The organism is Mycobacterium sp. (assembly GCF_049683355.1).
Classification (GTDB): Bacteria; Actinomycetota; Actinomycetes; order Mycobacteriales; family Mycobacteriaceae; genus Mycobacterium.
In genome coordinates this window covers 15,908-32,734 of the sequence record NZ_JBAUJB010000317.1, presented here as the reverse complement: position 1 = coordinate 32,734, position 16,827 = coordinate 15,908, and the positions used below count along the sequence as shown (strand labels likewise).

General features: G+C 67.6%; 14 protein-coding genes and 2 pseudogenes. 7 read left to right on the top strand and 9 right to left on the bottom strand.

What is annotated here, in order from left to right; genetic code table 11:
* Positions 1–118 precede the first annotated feature (118 nt).
* From WA944_RS18540 to WA944_RS18520, 5 genes are read right to left on the bottom strand one after another with little or no spacing between them, the layout of a single operon-like run.
* Positions 119–1,033: an ROK family protein gene (locus WA944_RS18540; RefSeq protein WP_526609303.1), complete on the bottom strand. Its 915-nt coding sequence runs from the start codon at positions 1,031–1,033 to the stop codon at positions 119–121.
* Complete coding sequence (locus tag WA944_RS18535; RefSeq protein ID WP_526647211.1) at positions 1,033–1,650, bottom strand: DUF7158 domain-containing protein; 618 nt, start codon at positions 1,648–1,650, stop codon at positions 1,033–1,035. The genes WA944_RS18540 and WA944_RS18535 overlap by 1 nt, the downstream gene beginning before the upstream one ends.
* A complete protein-coding gene (locus tag WA944_RS18530; RefSeq protein WP_526609045.1) occupies positions 1,647–5,804 on the bottom strand; it encodes a glycoside hydrolase family 38 N-terminal domain-containing protein in 4,158 nt (1,385 codons plus the stop codon). The genes WA944_RS18535 and WA944_RS18530 overlap by 4 nt, the downstream gene beginning before the upstream one ends.
* Before the next feature lie 59 nt (positions 5,805–5,863).
* The gene (locus WA944_RS18525) at positions 5,864–6,823 is read right to left on the bottom strand and encodes a helix-turn-helix transcriptional regulator (RefSeq protein ID WP_526609041.1); all 960 of its coding nucleotides are present in this window, start codon (positions 6,821–6,823) and stop codon (positions 5,864–5,866) included.
* 39 nt (positions 6,824–6,862) lie between these two features.
* A complete protein-coding gene (locus tag WA944_RS18520) occupies positions 6,863–7,345 on the bottom strand; it encodes a DUF2243 domain-containing protein (protein WP_526374075.1) in 483 nt (160 codons plus the stop codon).
* A gap of 151 nt (positions 7,346–7,496) precedes the next feature.
* Here WA944_RS18520 and WA944_RS18515 point away from each other — a divergent pair.
* A pseudogene (locus WA944_RS18515) lies at positions 7,497–7,637 on the top strand (DinB family protein); the annotation flags it as partial.
* Positions 7,638–7,640: 3 nt separating this feature from the next.
* On the top strand, positions 7,641–8,240 hold the full coding sequence (locus tag WA944_RS18510; RefSeq protein WP_526374074.1) for a DinB family protein: 600 nt from the start codon (positions 7,641–7,643) through the stop codon (positions 8,238–8,240).
* 93 nt (positions 8,241–8,333) lie between these two features.
* Here WA944_RS18510 and WA944_RS18505 read toward each other — a convergent pair whose 3' ends face one another.
* A complete protein-coding gene (locus WA944_RS18505) occupies positions 8,334–8,942 on the bottom strand; it encodes a TetR/AcrR family transcriptional regulator (protein WP_526609038.1) in 609 nt (202 codons plus the stop codon).
* Between the two features lie 90 nt (positions 8,943–9,032).
* On the opposite strand from WA944_RS18505, the pseudogene WA944_RS18500 reads away from it, so the two are divergent.
* The 5 genes and pseudogenes from WA944_RS18500 to WA944_RS18480 all read left to right on the top strand — a co-directional run.
* Positions 9,033–9,728: pseudogene (locus WA944_RS18500) on the top strand (oxygenase MpaB family protein); the annotation flags it as partial.
* 222 nt (positions 9,729–9,950) lie between these two features.
* Positions 9,951–11,318, top strand: a complete 1,368-nt coding sequence (locus WA944_RS18495) for an ABC1 kinase family protein (protein ID WP_526374077.1) — start codon at positions 9,951–9,953, stop codon at positions 11,316–11,318.
* Between the two features lie 8 nt (positions 11,319–11,326).
* Positions 11,327–12,232 (top strand): alpha/beta fold hydrolase, encoded by a 906-nt coding sequence (locus tag WA944_RS18490; protein WP_526374072.1) that lies wholly within the window; start codon positions 11,327–11,329, stop codon positions 12,230–12,232.
* A gap of 110 nt (positions 12,233–12,342) precedes the next feature.
* Entirely contained in the window at positions 12,343–13,224 is an 882-nt protein-coding gene (locus WA944_RS18485; protein ID WP_526374071.1) for a cyclopropane mycolic acid synthase family methyltransferase, read from the top strand.
* Between the two features lie 136 nt (positions 13,225–13,360).
* Positions 13,361–14,257 carry a cyclopropane mycolic acid synthase family methyltransferase gene (locus WA944_RS18480; RefSeq protein WP_526374100.1) on the top strand — a complete coding sequence of 299 codons (897 nt, stop codon included), beginning with the start codon at positions 13,361–13,363 and terminating at the stop codon, positions 14,255–14,257.
* 370 nt (positions 14,258–14,627) lie between these two features.
* Here the strand turns inward: WA944_RS18480 and rplA are convergent, their stop codons facing one another.
* The 3 genes from rplA to nusG all read right to left on the bottom strand — a co-directional run bounded on the left by rplA (position 14,628) and on the right by nusG (position 16,780).
* Positions 14,628–15,335, bottom strand: coding sequence for a 50S ribosomal protein L1 (gene rplA, locus WA944_RS18475; protein WP_370329839.1), 708 nt, complete (start codon positions 15,333–15,335; stop codon positions 14,628–14,630).
* Positions 15,336–15,495: 160 nt separating this feature from the next.
* A complete protein-coding gene (rplK, locus tag WA944_RS18470) occupies positions 15,496–15,924 on the bottom strand; it encodes a 50S ribosomal protein L11 (protein ID WP_526374101.1) in 429 nt (142 codons plus the stop codon).
* 55 nt (positions 15,925–15,979) lie between these two features.
* The gene (gene nusG / locus WA944_RS18465) at positions 15,980–16,780 is read right to left on the bottom strand and encodes a transcription termination/antitermination protein NusG (protein ID WP_526374102.1); all 801 of its coding nucleotides are present in this window, start codon (positions 16,778–16,780) and stop codon (positions 15,980–15,982) included.
* Between the last annotated feature and the right edge of the window lie 47 nt (positions 16,781–16,827).

Here is a 16,827-nt window from a genome sequence, read left to right as displayed (position 1 = left end):
AACCGATTGCTCGAGTACTTGCTCTTCGCGCAAGCGCTCATCGGTGACCGACGGTCTTCGGTGGAACCGGCCCAGACTACCGCGCCCGCACCCGATCAACCAAAACGCGGAATGCGCACTAACGGACACCCTCGCGCATCAATGCCGCCGCCCCGATCAGGCCGGCGTCCCCGCCGAGTGTGGCGGGCAGCACCTGCAGGTCACGGATGAAGTCCAAGCCCGCATAGGTGGTCAAGGCTTCCCGCAGCGGGTCGAACAACAGCGGGCCCGCCTTGGCGACGCCGCCGCCGACGACCACGAGGTCCAGGTCGCAGACCGCGGCCGCCGAAGCGATCGTCACCGCCACGGCCCGCGCTCCGCGCCGGAACGCCTGTCTGCCGACGGGGTCTCCGTTACCGGCGGCCGCGGCCAGCTCTTTCGCGTCGGCGTCAGCGGGTGCCTGCCAACCGTGCGCACGTGCCCACGACGCCAGATGCGGACCTGACGCGACTGTTTCCACGCAGCCCCGGCCACCGCATGTGCACGGCGCACCGTCGGGTTCGACGACAACATGCCCGACGTGTCCGGCGTTGCCGGTCCGCCCGAGATACGGTGCGCCGCGCAGTACCAACCCGCCTCCGATGCCGGTCGACACCACCATCCCGAGCATGAAGCCCGCGCCGCGTCCGGCCCCGCACCAGGACTCCCCCAGCGCCATGCACAGCCCGTCGCCGGCGAGGCGCACCGGTAAGCCGGTGAGGTCCGCGACGCGTTCGACGATCGGGAACCGCCGCCAAGCGGTGATGTTGATCGGGCTGACCGTGCCGCCCGGGGCGTCGACCGGACCTGCCGAAGCGACGCCGACGGCCGTCACCGAACCGTCGGCGTCGGCCTGCATCTCGGTGATCAGCGACTCGGTGACCGACCAGATCTCCACGGCCCCACCGCTGGGCGTGGGCAGCTGCCGGCTGTGGACCAGCGTCCCGTCGAGGTCCACCAACCCTGCGGCGATCTTGGTGCCGCCCACATCGAGCGCCAGGATGTGATCGGTCATCAGTGCTGGTGGGTGTTGTCGGGCTGGCGGGGGTCGCCAGGGTGCTCGTACCCCGGCGCGAGCACCGCGACGTCGGCGCATCGCGCGTCCAACCACCGGCGGTACTCCCGGCGCCGCGCCACCGCCAACAGGTGGCCGGCGATGATGGGTTGTACGTCGTCGAGATCGGCGGCGACGGGAGCGCCGCGCCACCCGCCACCCGCCGCCGGGTCCGCCGCGAAGCGGGCGGGGTTGCGCCGGTGGTAGTCCCGCACCTGCCCCTCGTCGACGCGGACCTCGGCGGTGACGCGGGCGAAGACCGCGCGCCCCAGGGGCCCGGAGAGCGTGGCCGCCGCGACGCTGCCGATCTCCAGCCGGGCCACCTCGTCGGGCAACACGTCGTGCTCGGTCGGCGTCGGCCCACTCGGTGCGCCGAGTGCGCCGGCTTCGGCCGCCACCACCTGCTCGGCGACGAGAACCTGGGTGATCCAGCGGCGCAACTGCCGCGCCTCAGCCGTCCCCGGCCTAGGCAGCGCTTGCGCCGCGCCACCGGTGCGCAGCACCCGTTCCCTGGCGTCGACGTCGGCGACGGTCACGACCTCCGCCCCCACCCTGGCGGCGACGCCGGCGCTCCTCACCTCACCACCACCGGTACCGCAGGCGTGTACACCAGTTCCCCGGCGCACGCGACCCGGATCAGCGCCCACCACCGGCCCGGCGCCGTGCATGCCGGCGGCGCGACGTCGAACACCAGCTCGACGGTGCCCCGCGCCGGCAGCACATCGCCGGTGATGTTGGGGTTCAACCACTCCCAGGTCCCCCATGGCGATATCAGGTGTGCCTCCACCGCAAGATCGGCGTGCGCGTCGGTGCCGACGGTGACACGCAGCTCGGCCGTGCCGCCCGCCGCGACGTCGACACCGCGTGGCTCGGCGACCAGGCGGAGCAGCTCGTCGTCGTGGCGTCCCAGCGACAGCACGCAGACGTCCTCGACGGTCTGATGCCACGACGCGGGGATCGCTGCCCCGGTCGCGGCCAACTCGGCGCGCACCGGATACAGCCCGGGTACCGCACCGTCCGGCACGGCCACCTCGACCGCCGACTCCAGGTATCCGCCGGGCGGCAGCACGAAGGGCAGCTCGGCCATCCCGACCGCCCACCCCGGCGGGGGCACCAGGCGGACCCTGCCGTGCAGGGCGGTGTCGGTCGCGTCGCTGGCCGCGGTGAGCCGCAGCGTGATTGCCGCGCCGGATTCGATGTCGCGTCGGTGCGGATGCAAATGTGCGACCGCCGGCAGCCCGCCGAGAGGGGCGGGCCCCCGGTTGTGCAGCCAGTACCGGGCATAGAGGGGCTGGGCCGGCTCGGCGTCGGGAGCGAGGTCCACCTGATCGGCACTGAGCACCCGTGGAAGGTTGAGTTGTGTTCGCAGCGTAGCGATCTCGTAGCCGCTCAGTCTCACGTCGTCGGAGTCGTCACCGCGGGGCTGTTCGATGAGATCGAGTCGCTGCGGAGAAGCGATGTTGCGCAATCCCGACTGCACGGTGACCTCGACGCTGCGGCCCATCGTCTCGACGAGGCGCACCACGATGCCCTGTGCCGGGTCGACGTGGTGCGCACTGCCTGCGGCTGTCGGGTTGCCCAGGGCTTTGAGCGCACCGATGCTCACGGCGCGTGGCGGTTCGATCTCCAGCAGCGATCCCCATGCGGGCAGACCGCCGAAGGTCGGGTCGTGGGTAGCCATCACGGCCTGCAGCGATTGGTTGAATTCAGCGCTGCGCGAGGGCATGTCGATGTCACGCCAGTCGCCGGCACCGGAGACGACGGCGTAGTCGAAGGTGTGTGTCCAGTGCTGCTGCTGGAACGTGGATCCGTCGGGCGCGGTGCGTCGCGGCGGATCGATCCAGGTGCCCGACGGCCACCCGGTGCAGGAACGCAACAGCGACGCGTGCAGGGTTCCGTCGGTGTCGACGGCGAAGCCGGGCACCCCGCGGTTGAGCACCGCGACGGTGTGCGATTCGAATCCCGGACCGTCCCGCACATCCTGGTCGACGACGATCTCGGCATCACCGAGATCTTCGGTCAGCGCGTTCACCGCGGCGACGGCATCCCCGGTCGCCCCGACCACCAGGACGGGCAACGCGTCGGGTGCCCTCAGGTCGGCGCCGGGGACCCAGACGTCGTGCAGCGGTTCGGCCGCTGGTATCCACACCAGTGACGGCCCGGCGGCGGCGGCGGCACCGAGAACCGTTGCGGTGAAGTCATTGTCGCCGGGTCCGCCGATCGCGATCCGGACGTCGGGCAGATTCGAGTCGACGGAGAGGTCACCGTAACGGGGCGCCCCGGCAGCAGTGCATGTCGCGGTAACGCCCGCACGGGCAAGCGCCTCCATCAGATGGCGGATCGCGGCGTCGGTCGCCGCGTCGGGGCGTGCCGGGGTGACCACCTCGGCGACCGAGATGGCACGCACGTCGTTGCCACGGAAACGCACCCGCACCGTGGACGACAGGCCGAACCAGCCGTACGCCGGGTTGTCCAGCGTGTAGGGAAAGACCGCGGTGTCCACCGCCTCTGTCGAACCCGGTTCGTGCAGCAGGCCGAAACCACGGCCGATCACCGCGTTTCCGACCTCGCTGACCGGCATGGCACCCGGGATCGGGCACGGCCATCGCAGCCGCAGCAGGCGGTCCGCACCGCTGAAGTCGTCGACCGTGGTGCGGCAGTCGAGCCGATCCACGCCATGCCACAGGGTCAGGGTCTGGGTGTAGCGCAACAGCCCGGGTATCTCGCCGGTGACGACCAGTCGCTCGCCCAGTGGGCTACGGAACCCTCGCACCGAATGCGCCGGAGCCTGGGTCGATGTGGTGACCGGGCCCTTGGGCAGCAGATGCCATGGCCCCTCCCCGGCGGTGGGGTGTGCCGGGTATTCGTCGTAGACGGCGAGTTCGTTGCCGAACCGGCCGTCGGCGATCAATTCCCGGCCCGCCGCGACCAGCGAGCTCACCGCCCCGCCGCGGTTCCCGTCGACCCGAAGGCGGTGGTGGTCGTTGGCTATCTCGCTTCCTTCCAACGGTTCCCACTCAGCGGCGGGCCCACCGGGCAGCATTCGGTAGGAGCGCCAGCCCAGCGACGGGACGTCGCGGGCCAGCCAGGACAGCGAATGCCCGCCGTGCTCGGCCAGCACCGGTACCTCGTTGCCGACGTCATCGACGACACGACCGGCGAAGGGCTCGTCGAGATGCAGGGTGACGACATCGGTGCGACTGTGCCCCAGCGGGTTCCACACCACCACCGACCCATCGACGGCGGTGGACAGCAACGTGAGCGCCCGGTCCCTGGCCGCACCACCCAGCTGCCACGCATCGCGCCACCCGGTGAGCAGGTCGAGATAGACCTGGTCGGATTCCGAGCCGGTGATGGCGTCGTGGTGGGCGCCGTAGGCCAGTTGCACCCACGCCTTGGCCAAGGCGGCCTCGGGATAAGTGGCGCCACTGAGCAACCCGGCGAACACCGCGAAACGCTCGGCGGCCAGCACGGCGTTCTCGGCGGCGCGGTTGGCCTGCTTGGTGTCGATGTAAGACACGTCTTTGCCGGTGTAGATCGGGTTCATGTCCCGGGTCTGCGGTGACGGGGTCGCTCCACGCGCCGCCAGCTCGTCTCGCACCGCGGCGAAGAACTCGCGCGGCAGCGCGCACACGAACCGCGGCCAGGTGTAGCGGGAGTTCCAGTCGCGGTGGATGTCGGTGACCCACTTGTTGGGTGGGGTGTAGTCGGTGCCGACGGGCAGCAACACGTTGCGGGTCAGCGCGACCTTCTTCATCTTGGTGAACAGGTCGTAGGTGGCGGCTTCGGCTTCCTGCAGCGAGGCAGCCGAGTCCATCCACCATCCCGCGGCGTAGTGCGCCGGCATGTAATGGGTGAGCAGACCGCGCCCCGACGGTGCCATCCATTCGAGTTCGCTGGCGAACTGCATGCGCTCAGGGTCACCGTCGCGGCCGTTCTCGGCGGCCATCGGCCCCCACTGGTGATACGGACCGCGGGCCCACGAACTCGACGTCAGGCCGGCGTCGGCGGCCATACCCGGAAACTGTGGGTCGTGCCCGAACACGTCGAGCTGCCACGCGGTCGCCGGATCGGCACCCATCACGTCACGCTGGAAACCGATGCCGTGCACGAAGTTCCGGATCGCGGTCTCGGGACTGGTGAGGTTGGTGTTGGGTTCGTTGTAGGTTCCGCCCATGATCTCGACGCGACCGTCGGCGATCAGCGTGCGCAGGTCCGCGCGGTCCTCGGGGTGGGTGTCCCAGAACGGCTTGAGGTAGTCGACCTCGGCGAGCACGAACTTGTACTCCGGCTCCCGCCGGGCCATCTCGAGGTGTGCGCTGACCAGTTCGAAGCCGTTGGTCTGCCGGCAGCGGCTCGGGGGTTCCTCGGTCCACACGCTGGTGTACGCCGCCTGCGTGTTCCACCACACCGGGTCGTAGTGGAAGTGGCTGACCATGAACATCGTCCAGCCGGGCTCGGCGACGACGAAGTCGAAGTCCACGGCGACGGCACCGGCGACGGCACGGGCCCGCCGCCGCTCGCCGACCGCCGCGTCGATGACGCGCACCTCGACCTCGACCGCCGACCCGCCGGGTTCGGCCACCGCGTGACCCACGGTTTCCAGCCCGGGTCCTTCGACACGCACCGGCACCTGGGTCGAGGTGCCGCGGTGGGTCACCCGAACGAGCTGCAGCGGTTGGTCGGGCACACCGGTGAACAACTCCGTCGACTCCGCCGCGAGCAGCTCGATGGGTATCCCCGATCTCTCGAATCCACGCGTACGCGGCTGCGTACGCGTGCCTCCGGTGGCTACCGGACGGCGCGCGCGATCCGTTCGGCGACCACGCGGACCGCCGCGACCACCTCCGGCGGCCCCAGCACCTCGAAGTCGCAACCCGGTAGGGCCAGCCACGGCACCATGCGTTCGGGGTCGTCGGCTCCGGTCGTGACGATACAGGCGTCGGGGCCGTCGGCCTCGATTTCCACCGATGCCGCCGAAAATGTCTGGGCGACAACGTGTTGAGGTGCCAGATAGCGCACCCGGGCGATATACGGGTACGGGGCAGAGGAGATCGCCCTGCGCACATAGGACGCCGCGTCCGGGGCGTCCCGGGGAAGGAATGTGCTTCCCTGGGCCCGAACGTCGGCCATCCGGTCCAGGCGCAGGCTCCGCCAGTCGGCGCGGTCGCGGTCGAAGCACAGCAGATACCAGCGCCGGCCGGTCGTCACCAGCTGGTAGGGCTCCAGCCGCCGCTGGGTGGCAGCGCCACGGATGTCGACGTATCCCGCGGTGACGTGTTCGTGGTCCCGGCTGGCACGGGCCAGCGTCATCAGCACGTCGGGGTCGACGGGGGTGTCGGTGGCCGCAGCCAGCGTCACCGTCGCCTCGTGCACCGCCGACACCTGGGACCGCATCCGCGCCGGCATCACCTGGTCGAGCTTGCTCAGTGCCCGCAGCGCCGACTCCCCGATGCCGGCGGCACTGCCACCGGCGGCGACCCGCAGACACACCGCCATCGCGACCGCTTCGTCGGGGGCGAGCAGCAGTGGTGGGAGGGCGGCACCCGCCCCGAGTTGGTAGCCGCCACCGTGTCCGGTGCTGGCATGCACGGGGTAACCGAGTTCCCGCAGCCGGTCGACGTCCCGTCGCACGCTGCGCGTCGTCACCTTGAGCCGCTCCGCCAGTTCGTCGCCGCTCCACACTCGGCGGGATTGCAGCAGGCCGAGCAGCTGCAACACCCGCCCGGTGGTGGTGGACGTCGGCGACACAGCGTCAGCCTGCCAGAAGCAGCGGACAGTTTCGGTCCGCTAATTGGTCGTCTCCTGCAGAGACCGGGTGCCACGTCGGTGCAGCAGCCAGCCACCACCGAGGAGGACGACCCCGGACACCAGGAAGCCGATATCCCACGACAGGGGTGCACCGAGGTCGTCGCGGACGTGGTGGACGCCGAGCAGTTGGTGGTTGATCAATCCTTCGACCAGGTTGAATGCCCCCCAACCGGCCAGCAGCAGGCCGACGTGGAACGACCAGTTCGGCGCCAGCCGTCCCCGGCGCCATTCGGTCACGGTCAGCAGCGATCCAGCCATCACGAGCAGCCAGGTGCCGACGTGGAAGAACCCGTCGGCCACCACATTGAGTTCGAGACCGGCGACGGTGTCTGTCGGTTCGGAGCCGCTGATCATGTGGTGCCACTGCAGGATTTCGTGCAGGACGATGCCGTCGACGAAGCCGCCGAACCCGAGGCCGAGGAGCAGCCCGGGCAGCGGACTCGGTGATCGTGATCGGGTCATACCTGCGCGTTACCCATCCGCCGCCGTTCCAACCTGCACGGAGGTCTTAGGACCGCTTCTGTCCTACACCGGTGCGAGGCTGAGGCCATGAGTTCGACAACGCTGGCCGTGCAGTTGGCCGATCAGTTGGATTTCCACTGGACCCACCAGTTGCGGCCCAGCCGAGGGGCCGTACGCCGACGAACCGTTGACCACGCTCGTGCTGCACATCAACCGCGAGGTGATCCACCACGGAGCCGAGATCTCGCTGCTCCGTGATATCTACACCCACACCCACGACAAGGAGAACTGACCGATGACCGCCATGCCCCCTCCCATCGCCGACGAGCGCGCCGGACTGAAGGAATACGTCGCCGCGCAGCAGCACGCATTCCGTGCGATCGCCTTCGGGCTGACCGACGAGCAGGCCCGGTCCGCTCCCTCGGTCAGCGCGTTGTGCATCGGCGGGCTGATCAAACACGTCACGAACTGCCAGCGCGGGTGGATGGAGCGGGTGGCCGCGGCCCCGCAACTCGCCGCGAGCGACCAGCGGCCGATGGCCGAGCAGGCCGCCGACTACGGGGACGAGTTCGTGATGCGTGACGACGAGACGCTGGCCGGCATCCTCGAGGAGTTCGACAAGCAGAACGCCGAGACCATCCGGTTGATCGAGACGGCGGACCTCGGTGCGGCGGTACCGATCCCGCAGGACGTGCCGTGGTTCCCCAAAGATGTGCCGGCCTGGTCGGTGCGCTGGGTGATCTTCCACATGATCGAGGAGCTGGCCCGGCACGCAGGCCACGGCGACATCGTCCGCGAGAGCATCGACGGCGCGACGCTCTACGAGCTCCTCGGTGCTGTCGAGGGGTGGCCGGAAACCGAATGGCTCAAACCCTGGACACCGGCCGAGGTGTAGCCCCGAGAATGCGCGCGCCCCCTTTCCGCCGGAACGGTATTCCAGCAGCGAAAAACCGAGAAACCACCTGCTGGAATACCGTTCCGGCGAGGGTCAGCGCAGGACGAACTGCAGTGCGTAGTCCACGACGGCATCGAGGTCGTCGCCGAGATGCCCGGCCAGCCACTGCTGCGCCAGCTCCGCCATCGCGCCGGTGTACATCGCGGCACCCACCATCGCGGCGACGGGGTCGGTGTCGGGCTGCAACCGCCAGCCTTCGGTCAGCACGCCTTCGCGCAGCAGATCCTGCGTCGCCGCCCGCCGCGCCGCCAGCACCCGGTTGGCGCGGGCGTCGGTGAACAACACCCGGCCGCGCCTCGGGTCGGCCGAGCTGAAGTCGAGGACCGCGGCGATGCCCGCACGGGTACGGGCGCGCAAGCTGTCCCCCGCCCGGGCCATCGCGTCCTCGACCGCCGCCCCGAACTCGGCGCTGACCCGGTCGTAGACGGCGCCCAACAGGTCGTCGGTGTCGGCGAAGCTCTCATAGAAGTAGCGGGTGTTGAGTCCGCACTCGCGAGAGACCGAGCGCACCGACAGCGCGGCCTCGCCGCCGTCACCGAACAGCGACAGAGCGGCATCGATCAGCAGCGCCCGGCGCTCTGCCCGCCGGTCGGTCAGCGGGACGCCGGCCCACTTGGTGGAATTCGACGGAGGGCTGGACACCGCTTCAGCCTAGATTGCGGGACGACAGTTCTGGTCACAACCGTGTCCAAAGTATTCTGGCTACAGCCGTGACCACTATTGGAGGTATCGATGTTCCTGCCGCATCAGATCGTCGGACAGCAACTGAACAAGCGGTTCGACCAGGACGTGCGTCGGCACTTCTTCCGCCGCATGGAGTTCGCCGGCCCGGTCGGTGACCCCGGTTGGTTCGGTCCGGACAGCGCGGTCTGGCATGTCCACTCCCACATGCACTCGCTGGTGTTCGGTCTGCAGTGCGCCGCCTACATCGAGCGTCTCGACCCGTCGATCTACTGGATGGGGGTGCACCATTCGCGACTGGTCAAGAAGGACAGCAGGGATGCCCCGATGCCGGTGATCGACCCGAAGGGTGCGGCAGTGCGACTGGGACATTCGGTGGCGTTCTTCATCGGCACCGCCTACGGGTCCACGCCCACTGCCGAACGCCTCGCGACGGCAGTGCGGTCGATGCACCACACCGTGAAGGGGACACGACCGGACGGCGCGCGCTACGACGCCGACGACCCCGACTGGCTGCGCTGGAACTACGCGACGGTGGTGCGGGGCATCGCCACCGCGCACCAGCTCTATCATCCACAACCGTTGCGGGGCAACGACATCGACCGCTACTACGGTGAGTTCGTCCGAGTCGGGCACGCCCTCGGCGGAACCGACCTGCCCAGCACCAAGCAGGAGACCCTGGACTGTCTGGAGTCCTATCTGCCCAGGTTGGCCGTCACCTACGGCACCGCGATGGCGACCGGGCCCAACCTGCCGTTGCCACAGAGCGCACTCAACTGGGCTATCCGCGACACGATGCCCCGCCGCACTCCCTGCCGACCCACCAGCCGGGCAGCGATCCGGTGCGGACCCGCTCCGAACTCGAGGATGCGTTCGCCTGACCGCCACACCCCCCGCTCCGCCGGAACGGACTGTGACCGGGTGCACAGTTTTTTTCACCGACCAGCAGATTCTGAGACACTGCAACCCATGAGCACCACGCGAAAGACCAAGCAGACACAGCACCGCGAGGTCGCCAAGCTGGACCGGGTGCCCTTGCCTGTGGAGGCAGCACGCGTCGGGGTGACGGGATGGCAGGTGACCCGTACCGGCGCGCGCGTCGTCGGCAAGCTCGCCGGACGCGGCTCGCTGCAGCAGAAGGTCGTCAAGCAGATTCCTCAGGCGTTCGCCGACCTGGGGCCCACCTACGTCAAGTTCGGCCAGATCATCGCATCCAGCCCGGGCGCGTTCGGCGAGCCGCTGAGCCGGGAGTTCCGCAGCCTCCTCGACCGCGTCCCCCCTGCGGACTCCGACGCCGTGCACAAACTGTTCCAGGAGGACCTCGGCGACGAGCCGGCGAACCTGTTCAAGTCCTTCGACGAGAAACCGTTTGCCTCGGCGTCGATCGCCCAGGTGCACTACGCGACGCTGCACACCGGCGAGGAGGTCGTGGTCAAGATCCAGCGGCCGGGAATCCGCCGCCGGGTGGCCGCCGACCTGCAGATCCTCAAGCGGGGCGCGCGGCTGGTCGAGTTCGCGAAGCTGGGCCAACGGCTGTCGGCCCAGGACGTCGTCGCCGACTTCGCCGACAACCTGGCCGAGGAGCTGGACTTCCGGCTGGAGGCCCAGTCGATGGACGCGTGGGTCGCGCACATGCACGCCTCCCCGCTGGGCAAGAACATCAGGGTGCCGCAGGTGTACTGGGATCTGACCAGTGAGCGGGTGCTGACGATGGAGCGGGTCACCGGGGTGCGCATCGACGACGTCGCCGCGATCCGCAAGAAGGGATTCGACGGCACCGAACTGGTCAAGGCGCTGCTGTTCAGCCTGTTCGAAGGCGGGCTGCGCCACGGCCTGTTCCACGGCGACCTGCACGCCGGCAACCTCTATGTCGACGACGACGGCAAGATCGTGTTCTTCGACTTCGGCATCATGGGCCGTATCGACCCCCGCACCCGGTGGCTGCTGCGGGAACTGGTGCACGCGCTGCTGGTCAAGAAGGACCACGCCACCGCAGGCAAGATCGTCGTGATGATGGGCGCGGTGGGCACCGTCAAGCCCGAAGCCCAGGCCGCCAAGGACCTGGAGAAGTTCGCCACACCGCTGACCGCGACATCGCTCGGCGACCTGAGCTACGCCGAGATCGGCAAGCAACTCTCGGCATTGGCCGAAGCCTACGACGTCAAGCTGCCCCGCGAGCTCGTCCTCATCGGCAAGCAGTTCCTCTATGTCGAGCGCTACATGAAGCTGCTGGCGCCACGCTGGCAGATGATGAGCGACCCGCAGCTCACCGGCTATTTCGCGAACTTCATGGTCGAGATCAGCCGGGAGCACAAAGAAAACGACCTGGAGGCCTGATCTCACCGATGGAGATACGAGAAGGTAAGGCGCCGTCGGGTGATGTGAAGATCCACTACGAGGACATGGGCGATCCCGACAACCCAGCCGTCCTGCTGATCATGGGCCTCGGCGCGCAGCTGCTGTTCTGGCAGGAGGATTTCTGCCGCAAGCTCGTCGACCAGGGCCTGCGGGTGATCCGATACGACAACCGCGACGTGGGGCTGTCGACCTACTACGACGGACAGCGTACGAGGGGTTCGCAGATCGGCAACATGGCCCGATCAGTGCTCGGCCGGCGCAGCCCGGCGGTATACACGCTCGAGGACATGGCCGACGACGCGGCCGCACTGCTGGACCACCTCGACATCGACCGCGCGCACGTGGTCGGCGCGTCGATGGGCGGGATGATCGCGCAGATCGTCGCGGCACGCCATGCCGAGCGCACCAAGACGCTCGGCGTGATCTTCTCGTCGAACAACCAGGCGCTGCTGCCGCCACCGGGACCGCGGCATCTCCTCGCTGTGGTCACCGGGCCGGCACCGGACTCGCCGCGGGACGTGATCATCGAGAACTCGATTCGGGTCAGCCGAATCATCGGCAGCCCCGACTATCCGAAGCCGGTCGAGATGCTGCGCGCCGACGCGATCGCGTTCTACGACCGAGCGTTCAATCCCTACGGCATCGCGCGGCAGTTCAATGCGATCACCGGCAGCGGCAGCCTCCGCAAGTACAACAAGCAGACCACCGCCCCGACCGTGGTCATCCACGGCAAAGCGGACAAGCTGATGCGGCCGTCTGGTGGACGGGCGGTCGCCCGGGCGATCCCGGGCGCACGGCTGGTGCTGTTCGACGGCATGGGACACGAACTTCCCGAGCCGCTATGGGACGACATCGTGGGTGAGTTGACGACCACTTTCGCCGAAGTGTCCTGACTCACGCGTCAATCCTCACCTCTCCGAAAGCACGTACCATGTCTGTCGGGCACACACGACCGCCGTCTCAGGAGAACCTCTCCGGGCCGTGCTCTGAAGGTGACCGCCGTATGGCCAAGGCAAAGCGAAATCTCAAACCACACTTCGAAGACGTCCAGGCCCACTACGACCTGTCCGACGATTTCTTCAAGCTGTTCCTCGATCCGTCGCAGACCTACAGCTGCGCGTACTTCGAACGCGATGACATGACGCTGGAAGAAGCACAGCTGGCGAAGGTGGATCTGGCGCTGGGCAAGCTCGGACTGCAGTCGGGGATGACGCTGCTGGACGTCGGCTGCGGTTGGGGGGCGACGATGACGCGCGCCATCGAGCAGTACGACGTAAACGTCATCGGCCTGACGCTGAGCGAGAACCAGAAGGCGCACGTGGAGCGCACGTTCGCCGAACTGGACGAGAAGGGCAGCACCCGCTCCAAGCAGGTGCTGCTGCAGGGCTGGGAGCAGTTCGACCAGCCCGTCGACCGGATCGTGTCGATCGGGGCGTTCGAACACTTCGGCCGGGACCGCTGGGACGACTTCTTCGCGATGGCCCACAAGGCGTTGCCCGACGACGGCGTGATGCTGCTGCACACCATCACCGCGCTGACATTGCCGCAGATGACCGAGCGCGGCATGCCGCTGACCATTTCGGTGGCCAAGTTCGTCAAGTTCATCCTCACTGAGATCTTCCCGGGCGGGTACCTGCCGACGATCGAGCTGGTCGGGGAGCACGCGGCGAAGCCCGGCTTCGAGCTGACCCGCACGCAGTCGCTGCAACCGCACTACGCCCGCACCCTGGACCTGTGGGCCGCGGCGCTGGAGGCGCACAAAGACGAGGCGATCGCCATTCAGTCCGAAGAGGTCTACGAGCGCTACATGCACTACCTGACCGGTTGCGCCGAGGGGTTTCGGATCGGCTACATCGACGTCAATCAGTTCACCCTCGCCAAGTAGGGCGCCCACGGCCGGGATTGGATCGGCGCGCGGCCCAAACGCTAGGGTTGACGCTTCAGAGCGCGTGTTTGCAGAAGGTCGGGCAGCGCATTCGGTACGGTCACTCCACATCGTCGGCTAGCGGAGCAAGGAAAACATGTCTGATCAATCCACCGGCACCAAGGATATGACGCCTCACTTCGAGGACATCCAGGCTCACTACGACCTGTCCGACGACTTCTTCGGGGTCTTCCAGGATCCGACCCGCAAGTACAGCTGCGCCTTCTTCACCGGTCCCAATGTCACGCTGTCGGAAGCACAAACCGCCAACGTCGACCAGCACCTGGACCGGTTGGACCTCAAGCCGGGGATGACGCTGCTCGAGGTCGGCTGCGGCTGGGGGCTGACCCTGCAGCGCGCCATGGAGAAGTACGACATCAACGTCATCGGCCTGACGCTGAGCAAGAACCAGCAGGCGTACTGCAACCAGCTGCTGAGCAAGGTCGACTCCGAGCGCACCTTCGACGTGCGACTGGAGGGGTGGGAGCAGTTCCACAGCCCCGTCGACCGGATCGTGTCGATCGAGGCGTTCGAGCACTTCGGCAAAGACCGCTGGGACGACTTCTTCAAGACCTGTTTCGAAATCCTGCCGGAGGACGGCCGGATGACGATCCAGAGCAGCGTCGGCTATCACCCGTACGACCTCGCCGAGCGGGGCAAGAAGCTGACCTTTGAGCTGGCCCGATTCGTCAAGTTCATGATCACCGAGATCTTCCCCGGCGGCCGGCTGCCGACGACGCAGATGATGGTCGAGCACGGCGAGAAGGCCGGCTTCGTGGTGCCCGAGACCATGTCGCTGCGCAACCACTACATCAAGACGTTGGGCATCTGGGCGAGCCGACTCGAGGCCGCCAAGGACGAGGCGATCGCGGCCACCGACGAGGAGAACTACCACCGCTACATGAAGTACCTGACCGGCTGCCAGTACTACTTCATCGACGAGAGCATCGACGTCAGCCTCGTCACCTACCTGAAGCCCGGCCTCGCCGCCTGACCTGCCCTGCGGGCCGGCTCGCATTGCCGATCCCGACGTCGCAGCGCGACACCCGAGGAAAGCGGAAACGGGTGCGCCCAATATTGTCGCGGACGATAATCACTGATGGCGTCACCAACTGACACCCAAAATGTTATGTTGCTGCGGGGGTCCTCCTCGGCCACCACACATCGGAGTTCAGATGGGGGATACGGCGTCGATCCTCCGACCTGATGCTGAACCACTGTTCGTGGGGGGCGGTGGCGTCAGCGGGGCCGGAGGTATGCGGCGACCGAGGAGCACTCCGAGAACTGCAACAAGAAGAAACCCCGCACCGGGTGGGTGCGGGGTTTCTTCTTGCTCTTCGGCCGGCACCTACGCGCCTACGCCTCTACGCCTCCGCGAAATTACGGGTCACCGCCGGGTCCACCGGGATGCCCGGTCCGGTAGTGGTCGAGACGACGACCTTCTTCAGGTAGCGCCCCTTCGACGACGACGGCTTGGCGCGCAGGATCTCGTCGAGCGCCGCGCCGTAGTTCTCAGCCAGCAGCTTCTCGTCGAACGATGCCTTGCCGATCACGAAGTGCAGGTTGGCCTGCTTGTCGACGCGGAAGTTGATCTTGCCGCCCTTGATGTCCGAGACGGCCTTGGCCACATCCGGGGTGACGGTGCCGGTCTTGGGGTTCGGCATCAGACCGCGCGGGCCGAGGATGCGGGCGATGCGGCCGACCTTGGCCATCTGGTCGGGCGTTGCGATCGCGGCGTCGAAGTCCAGGAAACCGCCCTGGATCTTCTCGATCAGGTCGTCGCTACCGACGATGTCGGCGCCCGCGGCTTCAGCGGCCTCGGCCTTGTCACCGACGGCGAACACCGCGACGCGGGCGGTCTTACCGGTGCCGTGCGGAAGGTTCACGGTGCCGCGCACCATCTGGTCGGCCTTACGCGGATCGACACCGAGGCGGATCGCCACCTCGACGGTGGCATCCTGCTTCTTCGACGACGTCTCCTTGGCCAGCTTCGCGGCCTCGAGCGGCGTGTACAGCTTGTCCTTGTCGACCTTCTCCGCGGCCTCGCGGAATGCCTTGCTGTTCTTGCTCATCTTCGTCTCCTGGATAGAAGTTGTGGTTGGCGGGCCGGAGCTGGCCCTCCCACGGAATTACTGTGTTGAGACTGCGCTCAGGGCAGTCCGCACTCGGACCTTGGCGCCCTCAGTGCAGTCTCAACGGTGGATCACCCGTGCTATGCCGTGCTATGCCGTGCTATTCGACGGTGATCCCCATCGACCGGGCGGTGCCGGCGATGATCTTGGCCGCCTGATCGATGTCGTTGGCGTTGAGGTCTTCCTTCTTGGTCTCGGCGATCTCGCGCACCTGATCCCAGGTCACCTTGGCGACCTTGGTCTTGTGCGGTTCACCGGAACCCTTCGCCACACCGGCCACCTTGAGCAGCAGCTTTGCCGCGGGCGGCGTCTTCAGCGCGAACGTGAAGCTGCGGTCCTCGTAGACGGTGATCTCCACGGGGATGACGTTGCCGCGCTGCGACTCGGTCGCCGCGTTGTACGCCTTGCAGAACTCCATGATGTTGACACCGTGCTGGCCGAGCGCAGGACCGACCGGCGGGGCGGGGTTGGCCTGCCCGGCCTGGATCTGCAGCTTGATCAGCCCGGTGACCTTCTTCTTCGGGGCCATGCTCTGTGGTGTTCCTTTTCTTTTCTGGGGTTCTCAGGTGGGCACAGTGGCCCGACTAGATCTTGGCGACCTGGGTGAAGGTCAGTTCGACGGGTGTCTCGCGGCCGAAGATGGACACCAGCACCTTGAGCTTCTGCTGTTCGGCGTTGACCTCGCTGATCGATGCCGGCAACGTCGCGAACGGACCGTCCATGACGGTGACCGATTCTCCGACCTCGAAGTCGACCTCGATGGACGGACGCTCATCCGCGCCGATCTCAGCCGCCGCCGCGGAAGCCGACGAGATCTTGCCGGGCTTCTTCGCCGCTGCCGGCGGGAGCAGGAACTTGACCACGTCGTCGAGCGACAGCGGTGACGGACGCGACGTCGCACCGACGAAACCGGTCACGCCGGGGGTGTTGCGCACCGCGCCCCACGATTCGTCGTTGAGTTCCATACGGACCAGGATGTAGCCCGGCAGCACCTTGCGGTTGACCTGCTTGCGCTGGCCGTTCTTGATCTCGGTGACCTCTTCGGTGGGCACCTCCACCTGGAAGATGTAGTCGCCGACGTCAAGGTTCTGCACGCGGGTCTCGAGGTTGGCCTTCACCTTGTTCTCGTAACCGGCGTACGAGTGGATGACGTACCACTCGCCCGGCTTGAGGCGCAGCTCCTTCTTCAGAGCGACGGCCGGGTCCTCGTCCTCCTCCGGTGCCGCTTCGGCGGGAGCTTCGGCATCCGTGCTTTCGTCGGTCACATCGTCGCTGGCACCCTCGGCTGCCGTGTCAGGCTCGGCGTCGGCGCCAACGTTGGCCTCGTCGACCTCGATGGTGTCGACGGTGTCACCCGAAGGCGTTTCGCCGTCGAAGCTAGTCACGTGTAGTCCTCTCTCAATTTCACTGTCAGTGCTCGCCGACCCGCCCC